15 protein-coding genes are annotated in these 17,688 nt (G+C 71.1%); 10 read left to right on the forward strand and 5 right to left on the reverse strand.

Features of this window, described 5'->3' with window-relative positions; all coding sequences use genetic code 11:
- Window positions 1-29: 29 nt before the first annotated feature.
- Both HDA31_RS31245 and HDA31_RS31250 read right to left on the reverse strand, forming a co-directional pair.
- Complete coding sequence (locus tag HDA31_RS31245) at window positions 30-2,051, reverse strand: ABC transporter permease (RefSeq protein ID WP_178066788.1); 2,022 nt, start codon at window positions 2,049-2,051, stop codon at window positions 30-32.
- Window positions 2,048-3,478 carry an ABC transporter substrate-binding protein gene (locus HDA31_RS31250; RefSeq protein ID WP_178066787.1) on the reverse strand — a complete coding sequence of 477 codons (1,431 nt, stop codon included), beginning with the start codon at window positions 3,476-3,478 and terminating at the stop codon, window positions 2,048-2,050. The genes HDA31_RS31245 and HDA31_RS31250 overlap by 4 nt, the downstream gene beginning before the upstream one ends.
- A 698-nt stretch (window positions 3,479-4,176) precedes the next feature.
- On the opposite strand from HDA31_RS31250, the gene HDA31_RS31255 reads away from it, so the two are divergent.
- From HDA31_RS31255 to HDA31_RS31300, 10 genes are all read left to right on the forward strand, one after another.
- Window positions 4,177-5,598, forward strand: a complete 1,422-nt coding sequence (locus HDA31_RS31255; protein WP_439822726.1) for an RICIN domain-containing protein — start codon at window positions 4,177-4,179, stop codon at window positions 5,596-5,598.
- Window positions 5,599-5,699: 101 nt separating this feature from the next.
- Window positions 5,700-6,494 carry a PrsW family intramembrane metalloprotease gene (locus HDA31_RS31260; RefSeq protein ID WP_178066785.1) on the forward strand — a complete coding sequence of 265 codons (795 nt, stop codon included), beginning with the start codon at window positions 5,700-5,702 and terminating at the stop codon, window positions 6,492-6,494.
- An 81-nt stretch (window positions 6,495-6,575) separates the two neighbouring features.
- The gene (locus HDA31_RS31265; RefSeq protein WP_178066784.1) at window positions 6,576-6,872 is read left to right on the forward strand and encodes a hypothetical protein; all 297 of its coding nucleotides are present in this window, start codon (window positions 6,576-6,578) and stop codon (window positions 6,870-6,872) included.
- 362 nt (window positions 6,873-7,234) lie between these two features.
- On the forward strand, window positions 7,235-8,008 hold the full coding sequence (locus tag HDA31_RS31270) for a hypothetical protein (RefSeq protein ID WP_178066783.1): 774 nt from the start codon (window positions 7,235-7,237) through the stop codon (window positions 8,006-8,008).
- Between the two features lie 29 nt (window positions 8,009-8,037).
- The gene (locus tag HDA31_RS31275) at window positions 8,038-8,535 is read left to right on the forward strand and encodes a YcxB family protein (RefSeq protein ID WP_178066782.1); all 498 of its coding nucleotides are present in this window, start codon (window positions 8,038-8,040) and stop codon (window positions 8,533-8,535) included.
- 334 nt (window positions 8,536-8,869) lie between these two features.
- Window positions 8,870-9,490, forward strand: coding sequence for a lytic polysaccharide monooxygenase auxiliary activity family 9 protein (locus tag HDA31_RS31280; protein WP_246384201.1), 621 nt, complete (start codon window positions 8,870-8,872; stop codon window positions 9,488-9,490).
- 265 nt (window positions 9,491-9,755) lie between these two features.
- Window positions 9,756-11,195 (forward strand): non-reducing end alpha-L-arabinofuranosidase family hydrolase, encoded by a 1,440-nt coding sequence (locus HDA31_RS31285; protein ID WP_178066781.1) that lies wholly within the window; start codon window positions 9,756-9,758, stop codon window positions 11,193-11,195.
- A 158-nt stretch (window positions 11,196-11,353) separates the two neighbouring features.
- On the forward strand, window positions 11,354-12,556 hold the full coding sequence (locus HDA31_RS31290) for a DUF6986 family protein (RefSeq protein WP_178066780.1): 1,203 nt from the start codon (window positions 11,354-11,356) through the stop codon (window positions 12,554-12,556).
- A gap of 108 nt (window positions 12,557-12,664) precedes the next feature.
- Complete coding sequence (locus HDA31_RS31295; RefSeq protein ID WP_178066779.1) at window positions 12,665-12,949, forward strand: hypothetical protein; 285 nt, start codon at window positions 12,665-12,667, stop codon at window positions 12,947-12,949.
- Between the two features lie 403 nt (window positions 12,950-13,352).
- Complete coding sequence (locus HDA31_RS31300) at window positions 13,353-14,003, forward strand: AfsR/SARP family transcriptional regulator (protein ID WP_219824965.1); 651 nt, start codon at window positions 13,353-13,355, stop codon at window positions 14,001-14,003.
- Between the two features lie 53 nt (window positions 14,004-14,056).
- Here the strand turns inward: HDA31_RS31300 and HDA31_RS33285 are convergent, their stop codons facing one another.
- From HDA31_RS33285 to HDA31_RS31315, 3 genes are read right to left on the reverse strand one after another with little or no spacing between them, the layout of a single operon-like run.
- Complete coding sequence (locus HDA31_RS33285; protein ID WP_178066778.1) at window positions 14,057-15,280, reverse strand: cytochrome P450; 1,224 nt, start codon at window positions 15,278-15,280, stop codon at window positions 14,057-14,059.
- Complete coding sequence (locus tag HDA31_RS31310; protein ID WP_178066777.1) at window positions 15,270-16,439, reverse strand: cytochrome P450; 1,170 nt, start codon at window positions 16,437-16,439, stop codon at window positions 15,270-15,272. The genes HDA31_RS33285 and HDA31_RS31310 overlap by 11 nt, the downstream gene beginning before the upstream one ends.
- The gene (locus HDA31_RS31315) at window positions 16,436-17,674 is read right to left on the reverse strand and encodes a cytochrome P450 family protein (protein ID WP_178066776.1); all 1,239 of its coding nucleotides are present in this window, start codon (window positions 17,672-17,674) and stop codon (window positions 16,436-16,438) included. The genes HDA31_RS31310 and HDA31_RS31315 overlap by 4 nt, the downstream gene beginning before the upstream one ends.
- Window positions 17,675-17,688: the final 14 nt, after the last annotated feature.

Consider the following 17,688-nt stretch of genomic DNA (forward strand, 5'->3'; position numbering starts at 1 on the left):
CCCACCTGCGACGGCGACGCCATCGCGGTTCAGCCCTTCACCGCGCCCGCCGTGAGCCCCTCCGTCAGGAAGCGCTGCCCGAAGGCATAGATGATCACCACGGGGAGGCTGACGAGCAGCGATGCCGCGGCGAGCTGTCCTTGCGGCACGACGTCCCCGGTGATCATCGACTGCATCCCCACGGGCAGGGTCTTGTACTCGTCCTTCGTGATGAACACGAACGCGAAGAGGAACTCGTTCCAGGCGTTGGTCAGGGTGAACAGCGCGACCGCCAGCAGTCCCGGCTTGGCCAGCGGCAGCACCACCCGGCCGAACGCCTGGAGCCGGGTGCAGCCGTCGACCAGCGCGGCCTCCTCCAACTCGACCGGGATCGACGCGAAGTAGCCGGTCAGCAGCCAGGTGGCGAACGGAAGCGTGAACGTCGGGTACGTCACCACCAGCGACCACAACGAGTCGGTGAGCCGCACCCCGATGAGCAGCTGGTAGAGCGGGATGAACAGCAGCGCGCCCGGCATGACGTAGGTGATCAGCACCGTGACGGTGAAGCTCTGCGCCCCGCGGAACCGCAGCCGGGCCAGCGCGTAGCCCGCGAGGGCGGCGCAGACCAGCGCCACCACGGTGGACGCCACGGACACGAGCACCGTGTTGAGGTACCAGCGGCCGAAGGGCTTGGTGGCGAAGAGGTCGGTGAACTGCTGGAGGGTCCACGGCGTCGGCCACAGGTCGTGAACGCGCATGACGATCTGCCCCTCGGACTTGAACGCCGTGACGGCGATCCAGTACAGCGGGGCCAGGACGAAGGCGAGCAACACGGCCAGGGCGGCACCGGACGCCAGGGCGGACACCAGCGACGACGACCGCCGGCTCCCCCGGGCCCCGAGCGCCGAGACCACCCGGCCGACCGCCGCCGCGACCAGCAGGAACGCCCCGAGGACCACGGCCGCCTTCCAGGCGATGTGTGGCGACGCCCAGACCAGCAGGCCGACGACCGCCGTGGCGACCGCCCACGGCAGGGCCTTCCGCAGGGTACGGGCCCGTGGGGTGGTCCGCGCCGCGCGGACCCGGCGGGGCGGCTCGGTGCCGATGTCCCGGCGCAACAGCCGGACCAGCACGAACACCAGTCCGCCGATGACCGGCAGCATCACGAGCGTGACCGCCGCCCCGGCCCCGTACTGGAGTTGCAGGATCGCCTTCGAGTAGGCGACCAGCACGTAGGGCGCCGTCGCGTTGCCGGGGCCGCCCTGCGTCAGCAACCAGATGAGGTCGAAGTTGTTGAACGTCCAGATCGACGACAGGGTCACCGTCACGGTGATCACGTGACGCAGCCCGGGCAGCGTCACGTGGGCGAACCGCTGCCACGGCGACGCGCCGTCGACGGTCGCCGCCTCGTAGAGGTCCGCCGGGATGGCCTTCAACCCCGCGAGGAACGCGACGGTGAAGAACGGCACGCCCTTCCACACGTTGACCAGGATCACCGACGGCATGGCCAGCGACGCCTCGGACAGCCAGCCCGCCGGCCAGGCGTCGACCAGGTGCGCACTGGCCAGCAGCGGCCCGATCCCCGAGTCGGTGAGCAGTGTGTTGACGCTGCCGAAGATCGGGTCGAGCAGCGCGCGCCAACTGAACGCCGTGACCACCGTCGGCACCACCCACGGCAACAGGAGCAGCCCGGCCAACACGGCCCGTCCACGGCGCAGTCGGTGCAGCAACAGGGCTGCGGACAGCCCCAGCACCACCTTGAAGACCTCGGCGTAGGCGGTGAAGACGAACGAGTTCAGCACGCCCGTGCGGAACTGCTCGTCGTCGGCCAGCGCGGCGTAGTTGGCCAGGCCGACGAACACGCTGTCCTGCCCGTGCCGTTCCGTGGTGCTGGTGACGACGGACCAGGCGATCGGCGCGAGGATGAGGCTGCCGACCAGCACGGCCATGGGCGCCAGGAACAGCGCCGCCAGCCGCCAGTCACGACCCAGTCGTCGCTGGGTGGCGGTGAGGGAGCCGGCCCCCGGCGGCGGGGCCGCCGCCGGGGCCGGTGCCGATCGGGTCGACGTCACTGCGGCAGCCCCTGCTGGGTGAAGATCTGCACCATCTTGGCGTGGGCGGCCTGCACGGCCTGCGCCGCCGGCGTGCCCTGGATGACCTGCTGCATCATGTCGGTGAGGACGTAGGCGCCGACGGCGGCCTGCTGGCCCGCGCTGGCCTTCTGCGGGAAGCTCAGGCCGTTCTTCGTGACCAGCGGGAGCTTCTGCTGGGTGATCTTGCGCATGACGGGGAACGCCGGGTCACCGCTGGTGAAGAACGGGTCGGCGTCCCAGACCTTGTCCCAGGCGGGCAGCGCCAGGCCGGGCGCCTCCTTCGCCACCCCGAGCAGCGCGGGCGCGGTGACCAGGTACTGCGCCAGGAGCTTGGCGAGTGTGGAGTTCTTGGCCCCCCTGAAGATCACGAAGCACTGGGACTGGCCGAGCAGCAGGGAGTTGTCGGTGGCCGGCCCGGTGCAGTCGGCGAAGACGTGGGTGTTGGCGTAGACGGGGTTCTTCTTCGTCTTGGCGTCCGCGTAGACGCTGAACTGGTTGCGGGTGTAGCCGAGGATCCCGGCGAGCCAGTTCTCGTTGTTGCTGGAGTCGGTCCAGGCGGCCACGCCCGGCGGCAGCATCGGCTTGAACCTCGGGTTGGTGTAGATGTCACCGAGGAAGGTCACCGCCTGCACCGTCTCGGGCGAGTCGAACGTGACCTTCCGGCCGTCGTTGGAGGCGATCGCCCCGCCGTACGCGTTGATCACCGCCTCGATCATGCCGTTGGCGTCACCGGACCGGTTCACGGTCATGCCCCAGCCGAACCGGCGCTTGCCCGGATCGGAGATCGCCAGGCACAGGTCCCGCAGCTCCTCCCAGGTGTAGACGTCCCTGGGGGAGATGCCCTTGTCCTGCATCCAGTCCTTGCGCAGGAACGACCCGATCCCGATGAAGTGGTAGGGGATGGCGAACCACTTGCCGTCGAAGACGCAGTAGTTCTTGGACTCGGCGGTGGGCTCGCCGTACTTTGCCGTCAGCGCCTGGACGACGTCCGTCACGTCCTCCAGGTCGCCCAGCGCCTGGAACTGCGCGACGAACCGCGAGTCGGTCATGAACGCGAGGTCACGCGCCACGCCACCCTCGACCTCGGCGTGGATCTTGGCCACCGCGTCGCCGGCGTCGGCCTGTACCAGGCTGTTTCCGATCTTCGTGCCGGTGACGTCGGCGAAGTTCTTGATCGAGCTGTCGAGCGCCGCGTTGGCCGCTTCCGAGTACAGCTTCTGCGACAGCATCCCCATCGAGGAACCGCGCAACTCCGCCGCGGCGTCGATCAGCTCCTGCGGGACCGCGGCCTGCACCCGGGGCGTCGACGGCCCGGTGTCCCCGCATGCGGCCAGGCCGGCCGCGCCGAGCAGTCCCACCCCCATGCCCAGAAAGCCGCGTCGGGTACGTAACGGGTTGTCCTCCATGGCCTGTCGCCTCCTCTGCCTCGCCACTGCACGTCGAAGGCGGCCGAGAGGTCTGCTGCCTCCCACTGGGCGTCCACCATCCGCACGCGAGGGCGCTTGCCCGGTCGGGTGGGTGGTCGCAGCCGGCCTCTGCCGCGCAGTCATCGGAAAATTGCCCCGGTGTGCGGCGGCCCTCCCCCGACCAGTCCCGGGACATGCGCCGCTGGCCCGATACGTCGGCTGCCCGGCGGTGCGCTCACTTTACCCATTTCGGAAAGTCGCGCCTAGAGCTGAAACGATTTCTGGAAACAGGAATGTCATCATCGAAGATCAATGTCATCGGCCGGGTTCGCCGCCCCGTTGGCGGGTCGAGTTCATCGAGGCTGTTCATTCTGTCGATGTCGGGGCGCCGGGTCCCCGCGCCCGTCGGTCGAGGGGGCTGGCGACGCATCGAGCGAGCATCCTCGATGCCTTGACACCCCGGATGAGATCGCTAACACTGAGCTGCAACGCGGACTTAACAGGCAGATAACATGCTGCCCCCAGCGTCCCGGGAGGACGTCGTGACCCTGGTTCGACGGCGCGCGGCGCGGACGACCGGCCAATTCCCGACCGGGCTCACGCCGCCCGACGGCCACGCGCCGGCCCCGTCACGGCGTCGCCGGCCGGCACGTCGGTTGCTGGCCGCCTTGACCACGCTGACGACCGCCGTGGCGGCGATGGTCGGCGTCGTCGTCACGTCGGGCCCGGCCGTTGCCGCCACCAACCAGTTCCGGGGCATGAACTGGGCCGTCCTGGGCGACAACTTCAGCACCGGCCCCCTCGTGGTGCAGGGCCTGAGCGCGTCCGACAGCAACGCGACGGTACGGGCCAAGGCGAACGCCCTCTACGACGACATGGCCGCCACCATGGGGGTCAACACCGTCCGGCTGCCGATCAACACCCACACCGTGGGGACGGCCTGGTGGGAGGCCTACCGGGGGGCCATCGACGCCGCCACCGCCCGCGGGTTCAAGGTCATCCTGGCCTACTGGGAGGACGGCGCCGCCTCCGGCGGCAGGATCACCAACCTCACCGCCTGGAACGCGATGTGGTCCACGGTGACCAACACCTACGGCACGAACCCCAACGTCTACTTCGAGCCGATGAACGAGCCGCACGGCTACAGCTCGGCGGAGTGGCGCAACGTCGCGGCCAACTGGCTCAGCTACCACTACTCGGCGGTGCCCGGCCGGGTGCTCATCGGCGGCACCGGCTTCAGCCAGGACCTGCGCGACATCTGCACCGACAGTCGCTTCAACGCGACGCTGCTGTCCTTTCACTACTACGCCTTCTTCTACGGCGAGATGACCTACGACGCCTTCCGGAGCCACATCCAGGCCCGCCTCGGCAACTGCGCCTCCCGCGCGGTCGCCACCGAGTTCGGCGCGCCCATGAACGACGGCCGCAACTACGCCGACGCCAACAGCACCGACAACTTCGTGCGCTACATCCGCGCGATGGCCCAGGTCATGCGCGACAACCAGATGGGCGGCACCTACTGGCCCGCCCTCGGCGGCAAGCCCGGCAGCATCGGCTACGACTGGTACTCGATGTACTCGCTCAGCGGGAGCGGCACCGACCTCAACCTGACCGTCCGCAACCCCTCCGGGGCCGACCGGATCCGGTACGGCTGGGGCGACGCCATCGGCAGCGACCCCACGACGCCGCCGCCGACGACGGGGACGTTCTTCCGGATCGACGTGCGGCACAGCGGCAAGGCGATGGACGTCCAGCAACCGAACACCGACAACGGCGCGCGCGTCGGCCAGTACACGTACGGCGGCAACGCGTGGCAGCAGTGGCAGTTCCAGGACGCCGGCAGCGGCTACTGGCGCATCGTCAGCCGGCACAGCGGCAGGTGCCTCGACGTGGTGGGCGCCTCCAGCGCCGACGGCGCCGAACTCATCCAGTACACCTGCGGCAGCGGCACCAACCAGCAGTTCCAGCTGGTCACGAACGGCAGCTACTTCCAGCTCCGGGCGCGGCACAGCGGCAAGTGCGTGGACGTGCCGGCCGCGTCGACGGCGGACGGTGTGGTCCTCAAGCAGTATCCGTGCAACACCGGCGCCAACCAGCAGTGGTCGCGCGCGGCAGTCTGACGACCGGCCGGGTCGGGCGCGCCGTCGCCGGGGCGGGAGTGACCGCACCGGGACGCCGGCGCGTCTTCCCGCCCCGACCCTGACCTTGGAATACTTCCGCCATGGCCAAGTTCGGACGCCGGTGGGCGTGGGTAGCGGTCCTCGTGCTCGGCGTAGCCCTCTACCTGCTGGTGCTGGCGACGCTCGTCGACACCCGGAACATCAACTTCATCCCGGCGCTCATCGTGCTCGGCGCCTCCATCGCCCCCGCGACGTTCCTGACGTTCGCGCAGGGGCGCACGGGTCAGTGGCAGGTGCCCGGGTCGGTGATCGCGGCGGCGGCGTTCTTCGGCGGCATCATCGGGGTGGTCGCCGCCGGGTGGCTGGAGTACGACACCCTGCGCGGCCTCGGCGTCCTGCCGATGCTGTTCGTGGGGCTGATCGAGGAGACCGCCAAGCTGGTCGTCCCCGTGCTGATCCTGCTGCTCTGGTGGCCGCACCGCTCGGCCGGCAACGGCCTGGTCATCGGCGTAGCCAGCGGCGCCGGCTTCGCCGCCCTGGAAACCATGGGGTACGCCTTCACCGCCCTCGTCCAGTCCCAGGGCAACCTCGGCGACGTCGAGCAGACGCTGCTCGTGCGCGGGCTGACCGCCCCCGCCGCCCACCTGTCCTGGACCGGCCTGACCGCAGGCGCGCTGTTCGCCCTCGCCGCCGCGCCCAGCGCGCGCCGGGTGCTCGTGTTCGGGGCGACGTTCGTCGCCGCGGTGGCGTTGCACGCCTGCTGGGACACCTTCGCCAGCCAGCTCGCGTACGTGCTCGTCGGCCTCGTCTCGCTGGGCTGGGTGCTGCTGCAGATGCACCTGTACCGGCGGGCCGACACCCGGGCCCGGAGCGCGGCCAGGCCGATCGCCGGGTGACCACCGGCCGGCCGTGCTCCGCGCCGGTCAGGCGCACACTACTCCGAGGACGGCGTCACCTTCCTCGACGGCTCGGAGAGCATGGCCACCCCCAGCCCGGTCGTCCTCGGCGTCTACCAGCCCGATCTGCGCCTCACCGCCACCGCGGTCACGGCCGGCACCGCGCGGATCCGGGCGACGGTCGACAGCCGCGTGCTGGCCGACGCGGCGTACCGCCCGGTCGCCGGCGCCGCCGTCGAGGTCGCCGGGGTCACCGCGACGACGGCCACCGACGGCACCGTGTCGTTCGACGTGCCGGCCCGGTCGGGCGACGTGCTGCCGGTCCGGGCCGGCGCGGGCGGCTTCCGTCCGGCCGACGTGCGGGTGACCGCCGGGTGAGCCCGGTGGGGTCGGCCGACGGCCGCGCCGGCCCCACCGCCTCCGGGCGTGCCGTGGCCCTGCCGGTCGCGCCGCCGGGCCGGGATGGCGTCGATCGTCGTCGATGTTGCCGGAACGCGTGCGGCGTGCTGGAATGGATCACATCGCCGCAGCACGGGGGCAACCGCGCTGGGAAACGGTGAGCACGGGAGCATCGCAGCGCCGGGAACGCGCCGCTTCGGCGGGCGCGCGCCGCATCGCCGGGCCGATTCCGCGACGACGGGCAGGAGCCCCGTCGTCGGCGCCCTGTCCCGCCACGACCGAGACGTCCGGCCTCCGACCCGCCACGGGCGGCCGAGCCGCGGACGTCATGGAGGATGACCATGCGCAGTTACCTCGCGGTGCTCACCGCCGCCCTGATCCTCGGCAGCGCGGCCGGCAGCGTCCCGGCCGGCGCGTCGACCGCCTCCCCGCGGGCGTGCGACCGTGGCCTGCTCTTCTGCGAAGACTTCGAGCGGCTGCCCCCGGGCGGTCCCAGCACCCTGAAGTGGGGCGTCGACACCCGCAACGGCACGCTCACCGTCGAGCGGGCCCGCCACGGCAACCAGGTGCTGCACGTCCGCACCGTCGACAACGGGCGCGCCTTCCTGCGCGTCGACGACTTCGCCGCACCGGGCAACCGCTTCTTCGGCCGGATGCGCCTGCGCGTCGACGCCTTCCCCACCGCCCCCGACTGGGCGCACTTCACGCTGGTGGAGGCGACCGGCGCGGGCAGCTCGGAGGTCGTGCGCCCGGTCGGCGGCCAGTACGCGCCCACGGTGCCCGGCACCTTCTGGGGGGTGGGCGCCGACGGCGGCCCGACCGGCGACTGGACCAACTGGCGGGAGTCCGCCCCGGTCACCGAGGACACCTGGCAGTGCTTCGAGTGGGAGCTCGACCCGGCCGACAACCGCGTCGCGGTGTGGATCGACGGCGTGGCGAACCCGGAGCTGACCGCCTCCACGAACGACCACGGCGGCAACGACGTGCCCTTCGTCCTGCCGGCGGTCGACACGGTGAAGATCGGCTGGCAGCTCTACCAGGGCGGCACCACGCCGGGCGAGTTCGACCTCTGGATCGACGACATCGCCCTGGCCACCAACCGGCTCGGCTGCTGAGGCGGGTGGGGGGGCACTATCGTTCGGGCGTGCACATCCGCTTTGACGTACCTGCCGATCCCGGCTACCCGGGCCGCGTGGCCGCCGCGCTCAGCAGCGTCCGGCTGCGGAGGTACGGGCAGGTCGGCGCGGTGCTGCTGGTGGTCGGCGCGGTCGGGTTCGCCGTCTCGCGCGGGTCCGCGCGGGGCGAGCAGTTCTCGTCGCTGTGGCTGTCGCTGCTCGTGGGCGGCCTGCTGTCGATGCTGTACGCGCCGTGGGTGCGGTGGCGGGCCCGGCGGCGGTCCGGCCGCTACGCCGTCGAGGGCGGCTACGACATCACCGACGACAACATCATGATGCGGAGCGGCTCGGAGTCCGGCGGCATCGCGTGGGACGGGGTCGACCAGGTGCGGGTCACCCCGGAGTTCTGGATCGTGTACGTCGGCCGGATGCCGGCGACCGTGATCCCCCGGGGCCTGATGTCCGCCGAGGACGCCGAGACGTTGCGCGCCTTCATGGCCGCACGCGGACTGCTCCAGGAGCGGTGACCCGTCCGCCGCGACGCGCCACGGTGGTCGCGGCGGACGGACCGGGTTCCTGCCGGGATGCCCGCGCCGAGGTTGTGCCGAGGATGGGAATCGCGCCGGAGGTCGGTTTCCCTTTCGATCTCCCTGTGGCGTGATCGAAATTTCTCAGCAAACTCAGTGGAATAATTCATCGTGGGATATCAATAGATGATCATTGATATAGTGACCTATCGGTGCGATGCTGGTGTAAAGCGCTCTTAACCCGATATTGAGCGCCGGAGAAGGAGGATGTGCAGTGTTTCCACACCAGTCCGATCGATCCGGTCGCCCCTCCCGGTCGGCGGTCCGTCGGTCCGTGCAGGCGCTCGTCATGGTGTTCGCCATGCTGGCCGGCACGCTGACCTGGGCCGGCGCGGCCCAGGCGCACGGCACCATCGTCAGCCCGGCGACCCGCGCCTACCAGTGTTGGCAGGCCTGGGGAAGCCATCACACCGACCCGGCCATGCAGCAGCAGGATCCGATGTGCTACCAGGCGTTCCAGGCCAACCCGGACACCATGTGGAACTGGATGAGCGCGCTCCGGGACGGCCTCGGTGGCCAGTTCCAGGCCAAGACTCCCGACGGGCAGCTGTGCAGCAACGCCCTCAGCCGGAACGACAGCCTGAACAGGCCCGGTGCGTGGAAGGCGAGCAACATCAGTCGCAACTTCTCGGTCCAGCTCTACGACCAGGCCAGCCACGGTGCCGACTACTTCCGGGTCTACGTCAGCAAGCAGGGGTTCAACCCCACCACCCAGAGCCTCGGCTGGGGGAACCTCGACTTCATCACGCAGACCGGGCGCTACGCGCCGGCGCAGAACATCACGTTCAACGTCTCGACGTCCGGTTACACCGGCCGCCACATCGTCTTCGTCATCTGGCAGGCGTCGCACCTCGACCAGGCCTACATGTGGTGCAGTGACGTGAACTTCGTCTGATCGGCACGACCGGCAGCACCGGTACCGCTCCGGCCCCGAACGCCTCGGGCCGGAGCGGTACCGGTGCCGCTGCGTGGCCGGACCCGGGCGCGCGACCGCCCCGGGCTGAGTCGAGGATCAGGGTGGCGCGTCTGCACGGATGGCAGGCGCATCAATGTCTTGAGGCGATGGGAGCGCTCCCGTAACATACCTGACGCGGCTGTTAACGGTCACATTGTCGGACCACCACCAATTTCGAGCCGCCGTCCCATCAGGAGGATGCCTTATGGCAAGATCCAAAGCGACCAATGTCGGCGTGTTGTCCGCCGGCGTCGCGTTGTTGGCTTCGGCGACGGTCGCCGTGGCCTTGCCGGCCAACGCCGCAGCCGCCGGCTGTTCGGTGACCTATGCCGTGTCGTCCCAGTGGGGGGAGGGCTTCGGCGCCAACGTGTCGATCACGAACCTGGGCGACCCGGTGAGCAGCTGGACGCTGACGTGGTCCTACGGCGCGGGCCAGACGGTCACGCAGGCGTGGAACGCGACGGTCACCCAGAGCGGCGCCGCGGTCACCGCGAAGAACGTGAGCTACAACGGGTCGATCGCGACCAACGCCTCGGTGTCGTTCGGCTTCAACGGGTCCTGGTCGGGCAGCAACCCGGCGCCGACGAGCTTCGCCCTGAACGGCGTGGCGTGCAACGGCGGCACGACCCCCACGACCCCGCCGACGACGCCCCCGACCAACCCGCCGACGACCCCGCCCCCCACGACGCCCCCGCCGACGACGCCCCCGCCGACCACCCCGCCGGCCTCCTGCGCGCTGCCGACGTCCTACCGGTGGTCGTCGACCGGCCCGCTGGCGCAGCCGAAGGCCGGCTGGGCGTCACTGAAGGACTTCACCATCGCCCCCTACCAGGGCAAGCAGTTGGTGTACGCCACCACCCACAGCAGCAGCGCCACCGGCGGCTGGGGTTCGATGAACTTCGGCCTGGTCGACAACCTCAACCAGCTCGGCTCGGCCCCCCAGAACACCATGAGCCAGAGCACCGTGGCGCCGTCGCTGTTCTACTTCGCGCCGAAGAACATCTGGGTGCTGGCCTACCAGTGGGGCGGGACGGCGTTCTCCTACCGCACGTCGACCAACCCGGCCAACGCCAACGGGTGGTCGGCCCCGCAGACGCTGTCGACTGCGGCGATCACCGGCTCCGGCACCGGGCCGATCGACCAGACGATCATCGGCGACGACCAGAACATGTACCTGTTCTTCGCCGGCGACAACGGCAAGATCTACCGCCAGATCATGCCGATCGGGAACTTCCCGGGCAGCTTCGGCTCCAGCTACACGACCATCATGAGCGACACCTCGGAGAACATCTTCGAGGCGCCGCAGGTCTACAAGGTGCAGGGCCGCAACCAGTACCTGATGATCATCGAGGCCAGGACCAGCTCCTGGGAGCGCTACTTCCGCTCGTTCACGGCGACCAGCCTGAGCGGCACCTGGACGCCGAACGCGACGACCTACAACAACCCGTTCGCGGGCAAGGCCAACAGCGGCGCCACCTGGACCAACGACATCAGCCACGGCGAACTGCTGCGCACCAGCGCGGATCAGACGAACACGATCGACCCGTGCAACTTGCAGCTGCTGTACCAAGGCCGCGCCACCAACTCGGGCGGCGACTACGGCCTCCTGCCGTACCGGCCGGGCCTGCTGACCCTGCAACGCTGACCGCGTGAACCGACGCTGACGGCGTGCGTCAGCGGCCGGCGTGAGTTCGATCGAGCGGCGGGTCCGGCGCAGGCCGGGCCCGCCGCATCGTCGTGGTGGTCCACGGCGACCGCGTCGCCGGGCTTCCTCGCCCTGCCCGCATGCGGGATGATCGATAGATGTTGGACCCCGCAGTCCTGCGCCGGCTCGACGCCCTCCTCGCCGACGACGACCGGCAGCGGGCCGCGCGCTACCCGGGCCTGGCGCCGACGGGCCAGGCCGTGCACACCGTCTACGTGCCGGCCGACCGGTACGGCCCGCACACCGTCGACGAGTGGCGGGCCGCCGCGCTCGCGGCACTCGACCGGCACGGCCCGCTGCCCGGCGTGGCCGACGCGCTGGCCGCCCGGGTCCGCGCCAAGCTCGCCGCCGAGCCGGTCGAGGACCTGCGGATCGACTTCGAGGACGGGTACGGCGTCCGGGGCGACGCCGAGGAGGACGCCGCCGTCCGGGCCGCCGCCGCCGCGCTCGCCCGGGGGCCGGTCACCCGCCACGTCGGGCTGCGGATCAAGTCGCTGGAGCCGGCGACGCGCCGCCGGGCGGTACGCACCCTCGACCTCTTCCTCGACGCGCTGCTGCGCCACCGGCCCCTGCCCGACGGGTTCCGGGTGACCCTGCCGAAGGTGACGTCGCTGCCCCAGGTCGAGGCGATGGTGCAGCTCTGCGCCGAGCTGGAGGCCGCCCACGGGCTGTCGCTCCTGCGCTTCGAGATCCAGGTGGAGACCCCGCAGGCCGTGCTCGGCGCCGACGGCACCGCGACGGTCGCCCGGATGGTGCACGCCGCCGCCGGACGCTGCGTGGGGCTGCACTACGGCACCTACGACTACTCGGCCGCGCTGGGTGTCGCCGCCGGCCAGCAGAGCCTGGAGCATCCGGTGGCCGACCACGCCAAGGCGGTGCTCCAGGTGGCGGCAGCCGGCACCGGGGTCGCGGTCAGCGACGGGTCGACCAACGTGCTGCCGACCGGCGACCGCGCGGCGGTGCACGCCGGCTGGGCGCTGCACCTGCGGCTGGTCCGCCGGTCCCTGGAACGCGGCCTCTACCAGGGCTGGGACCTGCACCCCGGGCAACTGCCCACCCGATTCGCGGCGACCTTCGCCTTCTACCGGGACGGGCTGCCGGCGGCCGCCGCCCGGCTGCGGGCGTACCTCGACCGGGTCGACGGCGGCATCCTCGACGAGCCGGCCACCGCCCGGGCGCTCGCCGGATTCCTGCTGCGCGGGCTCGACTGCGGGGCGCTGGACGACGCCGAGGTGGCCGGCCTGGCCGGTGTCGACCGTTCCCACCTGCGCGCCGTGGCCACCATCGGCGCCCGCCCGTGACCACCGCGCCACCGGGACCGCTTCGGGGTGCGGGAAACCAGCCGGAACGGCGCACGGGCGGGCCGGACGGATCGCATGCCGGCCAATTTCCAGCAGCACCGAACGAATGTGACCACCTTTCACGGCGGCGAGGCGCGCCGCTTCAATCCAGGCCCGCGCCGGTCGGGCGGCGAGAGCGAACTCGGCGACGCGCAGTCCGGAATTTGCTTTCGTTCGCAACTAATCGACATGCTTCAATTGCTTGTCGAGTCGGGGCGCGAGCTCGCGGGGTGGACCCGCGTCGGGGTGGGTGGTGGCGGCGGCGAAAAATTGTCAGCATGTGCTGAGATGACCACGTTCGGTGACGGTTTCGCGCTTTGTGGCCGGCCGAACGAGGGTTTTTGTCCTGAATAAGGAGTTACATCATCTGCTGGTCAGAGTGAAGCGTTCTGGGGTTTCGGTCCAAGATGTTCCGGCTGTCGACGTGCGCCTGCGGCTTACAATGGGCGGCGGTGCCGCCAGCGTTGTTGTCTCCAGCTGGCGGGAAACTGGCCGCGTTCGTTGCATTCGGGGAGTGACCGTGCGTATTGCAATCCTTGGCCCGCTCGCTGCGACTCACCACGGTCAGCCGGTCGTCCCCACCGCAGTCAAGCCGAGAACGGTTCTGGGCGTATTAGCTGTAAATGCCAATGATGTGGTTCCGGTGGATGTTCTGATCTCCGAGCTTTGGCCCGATTCGCCACCGAGACATGCGCGCACCACCATCCAGACGTACGTTCTGGGCCTGCGAAAACTGATGCAGGGTGCCGCCGCGGCGGTGGACAAGCCAGACGACTCCAAGCAGGTCCTCGTCACGACCCCCGCCGGTTATCTGCTCCGGGTGCCCCGCGACTCCGTCGACGCCGGCCACTTCGAACGGCTGGCCAACATCGGCTACCGGGCGCGGGAGCGGCAGGAGCACGCAGCTGCCGCCCGGGCCTTCGCCGAGGCGCTCAGCTGGTGGCGGGGGCCCGCCCTCGTGGACGTCCAGGCCGGCCGGCGACTCCGGCTCTATGCGCAACGCCTCAGCGAGGGCCGGCTCAACGCCCTCTCCTGCCGGATCGAGGCCGACGTGCGCCTCGGCCGGCACCACGAGCTCATCGGGGAACTGTCCGTGGTCACCTCGCAACACCCCACCCACGAGGGACTGGTGGCCCACCTCATGCTCGCGCTCTACCGGTCCGGCCGCCGGTGCGAGGCACTGGAGACCTACCAGCGGCTCCGCGCCAACCTTACCGACCAGCGCGGGTTGGAGCCCTCGCCGGCCCTGCGCCGCCTGCACCGCTCGATGCTCAGCGCGGACCAGGCGACGACCGACCTGGTCGAGCCCTGGCAGGGTACGCAGGGCGCGCCGCACCGGCCCGCACCGCAGCAGCGGATCCCGGCCGACGTCGCGACGATGCCGTGGTCGGTGGGCGGCCCGAACTAGTGCCGCCGCTGCCCGGCCCAGATCGAGCCGCCCGGCCGCCCATCGAGGCCGTCTCAGCCGCCCCCCATCCCGTACGGGAACGCCCGCACCGTCTGGGCGAACCCGTCGTCGGCCAGCCGGAAACCCGACACGTCCGGGTGGATGCCCCGGCTGCCGACCAGCCCGACCAGCCCGGCCACCACCTGCAACCGGGCGCTGGCCGCGCCGAGGCAGTAGTGGGCACCCTTGCCGAAGGTGATGTTCAGGCTCCGGCTGCGACCCGGGCAGAAGGCGAGGGGATCGGCCATCCGATTCGGGTCGCGGTTGACGGCCACGATGTCGACGACCACCGCCTCACCGGGACGCAGAGGGACACCGAGGCAGTCGCAGTCCGCCAGCACCCAGCCGTACACGCCGAGGAAGGGCGGCGCCAGCCGCATCGCCTCCTCGGCGACGTCCGCCGTGTCGGCCGTGCCCTCCCGCAGCGCGGCCAGCAACGCGGGATCGCCGTACGCGCAGCGGCAGGCCACGGCGGTGCCCGTCGTCACCTGCGGCACCCCGGCCGCTAGGAGCTGCGCCACCGCCGCCACGTCGGCCCACGGATTCGGCCCCTCCGTCTCGGCGTGTGCCTGAAAGCTCGCCACGACCGGCGTCACCGCCGCGCCGGCGGTCAGCTCGTCGACCGCCGTCCGCAGGTAGCGCAGCGCCGTGGTGAACGCCGCCGCCTGCCGGGCCGGCAGGTCCAGGACACCGCGCGAACGCGCGAGGATCACCGACATGACGATCCGGTAGACCTTGGCCAGCGCCGGCCACCGGTCCGGGGGGAACCCCATCAGCAGCAACGTGCTGTCCAGGCAGAACGGCTCGACGAAGTCGGTGACGAGGTCACCCGCGCCGGACAGCGCGGCGGCCCGGCGCTCGGCCAACTCGGCGAATCCGGCGGCGAAGCCGGCGACGGCGGCGGGGGCGTACGCGCGCCGCAGGTGCCGGCCGAAGGCCGGCTGGTTCGCGCCCCGCTGGTACCACAACTCGAAGAACTGGGCCACGGACGGGACCTCGTCCGGGGTGGGCAGCGGCACGGGCACCCGGTCGGGGGCCAGCTCCATGCCGACGTGCGGGTCCCGCAGCACGACATCGGCGAGGTCGTGGCTGTGCACCAGCCACTGCCTCGTGTCGGCACGCCAGGACAGCCCGGCGGGCAGGGGCCGGGCACCGCCCGCGCCGTCGCCCGGCCCGCCTCCGCTGCCGTTGCCCGGAGTGATGACGGCCGCCGGGCCCCGGTCCGGTTCAGCCGACACCGTCGCCCCCGATCCGGTAGGGGACCGCCCGTACCTCCTTGAGGTTGTTGCTCGTGTCGATGTGGACGGCCGCGATGTCCACCTCCAGCCCGGGAACGCCGTGGACCAGCTGACGCAGCCCGGTGGCGACCTGGAGTCGCGCGCTGTGCGCGCCCAGGCAGTAGTGCGTGCCCTTGCCGAAGGTGAGCAGCTCACTGGGCCGGACCGGACAGCCCCGGGCCGGGTCGACGGCCGGATGGTGGCTCAGGTTGACCGCGGCCGTGTCCACGGCGACGATCGTGCCGGGCGGCAGGCGTACGCCGAGGCAGTCGCACGGTTCGCTGACGAACCGGAAGATGTTGCCGAACGGGGGGTGCTGGCGCAGCATTTCCTCGGCGAGTTCGCCCGTGTCCACCGTCTCGCGCAGGATCGACTCCCGCAGGTGGGGGGACGACCAGATCTCGCGGCAGGCGATGCTCGACCCCACGATCATCGGCTCGATCCCGGCCATCAGCAGCTGCCCGATCAGGGCGGCGATGGGCCAGCCGCCCGGGTCGACCGTGGCGAGCTGGCGGGCGGCCACCAGGAACGGCTCCGTGCCGGGGCCGGCGAGCAGCTCGTCGGTCAGCCGCTTGAGGTAGAGCATGGTGGTGGCGAAGGCCGCCCGCTCCCGCTCGCCGTACTCGGTGACGCCCAGCAGCTGCTGCTTGAACAGGTGGATCACGAGCCGGGAGACCTTGGCCAGCCGGGTCCACTCCCGCTCCGGCACGCCGAGCAACAGGAAGGTGCTGTGCGTCAGGTACGGCGACAGGTAGTCGCGGGCCAGGTCGCCCCGGGACGGCATGCCGACCACGAGCCGGTCCGCCTCGGCCCGGAACGCCGCCCCGAACGCCTGCACCGTCCGGGGAGTGAACGCCTTGCGCAGCTCGCTGTTGAACACCGGGTAGTGCTCGCCGACCGTGTACCACATCTCGAAGAACTGCGTGATCGTCGGAGCCTGACCGGGCGGGGGCAGCTCCCCCGCCCTGCCGGACTTCCCGTGGTCGACACCCGTGATGATGTGCGGGTCGCGGAGCACGATCTCGGCCAGCCCCGGGTCCCGTACCTTCAGCCGCCCCCGGCCGGCGTCCCAGACCAGCCCCGTCGGGAGCGTGCCGACGGCCAGCGGGCCGGCGCTCATCGCCCGTCCCCGGCGGCCGTCACCCGCAGCCCGCGCGGGTAGTAGGTGAACAGGTTGCTCGCCAGGACCACGTCGGAGAGGTCCTCGGCGGGGCGGAGCTGCGGAAAGCGCGCCAGCACCCGGGAGATCGACTCCTGCATCTCGCACCGGGCGAGCGCGGCGCCGAGGCAGTAGTGCGGGCCGTGGCTGAAGGCGAGCTGGTTGGCCGCCGACGGCCGGGTGAGGTCCAGCACGTCGGCGTCCACGCCGAAGACGGACGTGTCGCGGTTGCCCGAGCCGAGCGAGACGAAGACCGTGGCGCCGGCCGGGATCGTCGTCCCACCTACCTCGATGTCGGCGGTGGCGTGCTTCGCCACCGCGAACCCGGTGCCCATCTGCGCCCACCGCAGCAGTTCCTCCACCCCGTTGCCGATCAGCTCGGGGCGCTCCCGCAGCAGGGTGAGCTGGGTGGGATTGAGGAACAGCGCGAAGAACGCGTTGCCCAGCTGCACGGCCGTGCTCTCGTACCCGGCCATGAGCAGCAGGATCACGGTCGAGATCAGCTCCTCCGTGGACAGCTGGGACTCGTCCTCGTCGCGCAGGGTGATGAGCCGGCTCAGCAGGTCCTCACCCAGGTCGCGGCGCTTGCGCGAGATGAGCAGGGCCGCGTACCGGCCGATGCCGCCCATCGCCTCGCCGAACTCGGCGAACGACGACTGCATGTCCCGGCGGGTGAGCTTGGCCGCGAGCGCGACGAACTCGGGCCGGTTCTCGACCTCGACGCCGAGCAGGTCGCTCATCACCCGGATGGGTAGCTCGTAGGCGAAGTCCGCCATCAGGTCGAACTCGCCGCCCCGCGCGACGATCCCGTCCAGGATCTCCTCGACGTGCGCGGCGATCCGGGGCCGCATGGCGTCCGCCTGCCGTTGGGTGAACGCCTTCGCCACGATCCGCCGCCAGCGGGTGTGCCCCGGCGGCTCCGAGATCGAGGACCCAAAGGTGAACGCGGGGCCCGACCGGTCGGCCTGGTAGCCCGTGTCGACCCGGGACGCGCCCGCCTGGTCGATGGACCGGCTGAACCGGGAGTCGACCAGGGCGGCGCGGACGTCCTCGTACCGGGTGACCAGCCAGGCCGGGTCGCCGCTGGCCAACTTCACCCGGGTCACCGGGGAGTGCTCACGGATCCAACCCCACTGCGGGGGCTCCAGGAAGGGCTCGGTGCGGGCGAACGGGTACGGGGTGGCGGTCACGTCCATGGTCATCCTCCGGC

The organism is Micromonospora carbonacea (genome assembly GCF_014205165.1).
GTDB lineage: Bacteria > Actinomycetota > Actinomycetes > Mycobacteriales > Micromonosporaceae > Micromonospora > Micromonospora carbonacea.

Coding starts and splice junctions, on each gene's coding strand:
- HDA31_RS31250 (WP_178066787.1), bottom strand. CDS start 3,478: ATGGAGGACAACCCGTTACGTACCCGACGCGGCTTTCTGGGCATGGGG.
- HDA31_RS31255 (WP_439822726.1), top strand. CDS start 4,177: ATGGTCGGCGTCGTCGTCACGTCGGGCCCGGCCGTTGCCGCCACCAAC.
- HDA31_RS31260 (WP_178066785.1), top strand. CDS start 5,700: ATGGCCAAGTTCGGACGCCGGTGGGCGTGGGTAGCGGTCCTCGTGCTC.
- HDA31_RS31265 (WP_178066784.1), top strand. CDS start 6,576: ATGGCCACCCCCAGCCCGGTCGTCCTCGGCGTCTACCAGCCCGATCTG.
- HDA31_RS31270 (WP_178066783.1), top strand. CDS start 7,235: ATGCGCAGTTACCTCGCGGTGCTCACCGCCGCCCTGATCCTCGGCAGC.
- HDA31_RS31285 (WP_178066781.1), top strand. CDS start 9,756: ATGGCAAGATCCAAAGCGACCAATGTCGGCGTGTTGTCCGCCGGCGTC.
- HDA31_RS31290 (WP_178066780.1), top strand. CDS start 11,354: ATGTTGGACCCCGCAGTCCTGCGCCGGCTCGACGCCCTCCTCGCCGAC.
- HDA31_RS31310 (WP_178066777.1), bottom strand. CDS start 16,439: ATGAGCGCCGGCCCGCTGGCCGTCGGCACGCTCCCGACGGGGCTGGTC.
- HDA31_RS31315 (WP_178066776.1), bottom strand. CDS start 17,674: ATGGACGTGACCGCCACCCCGTACCCGTTCGCCCGCACCGAGCCCTTC.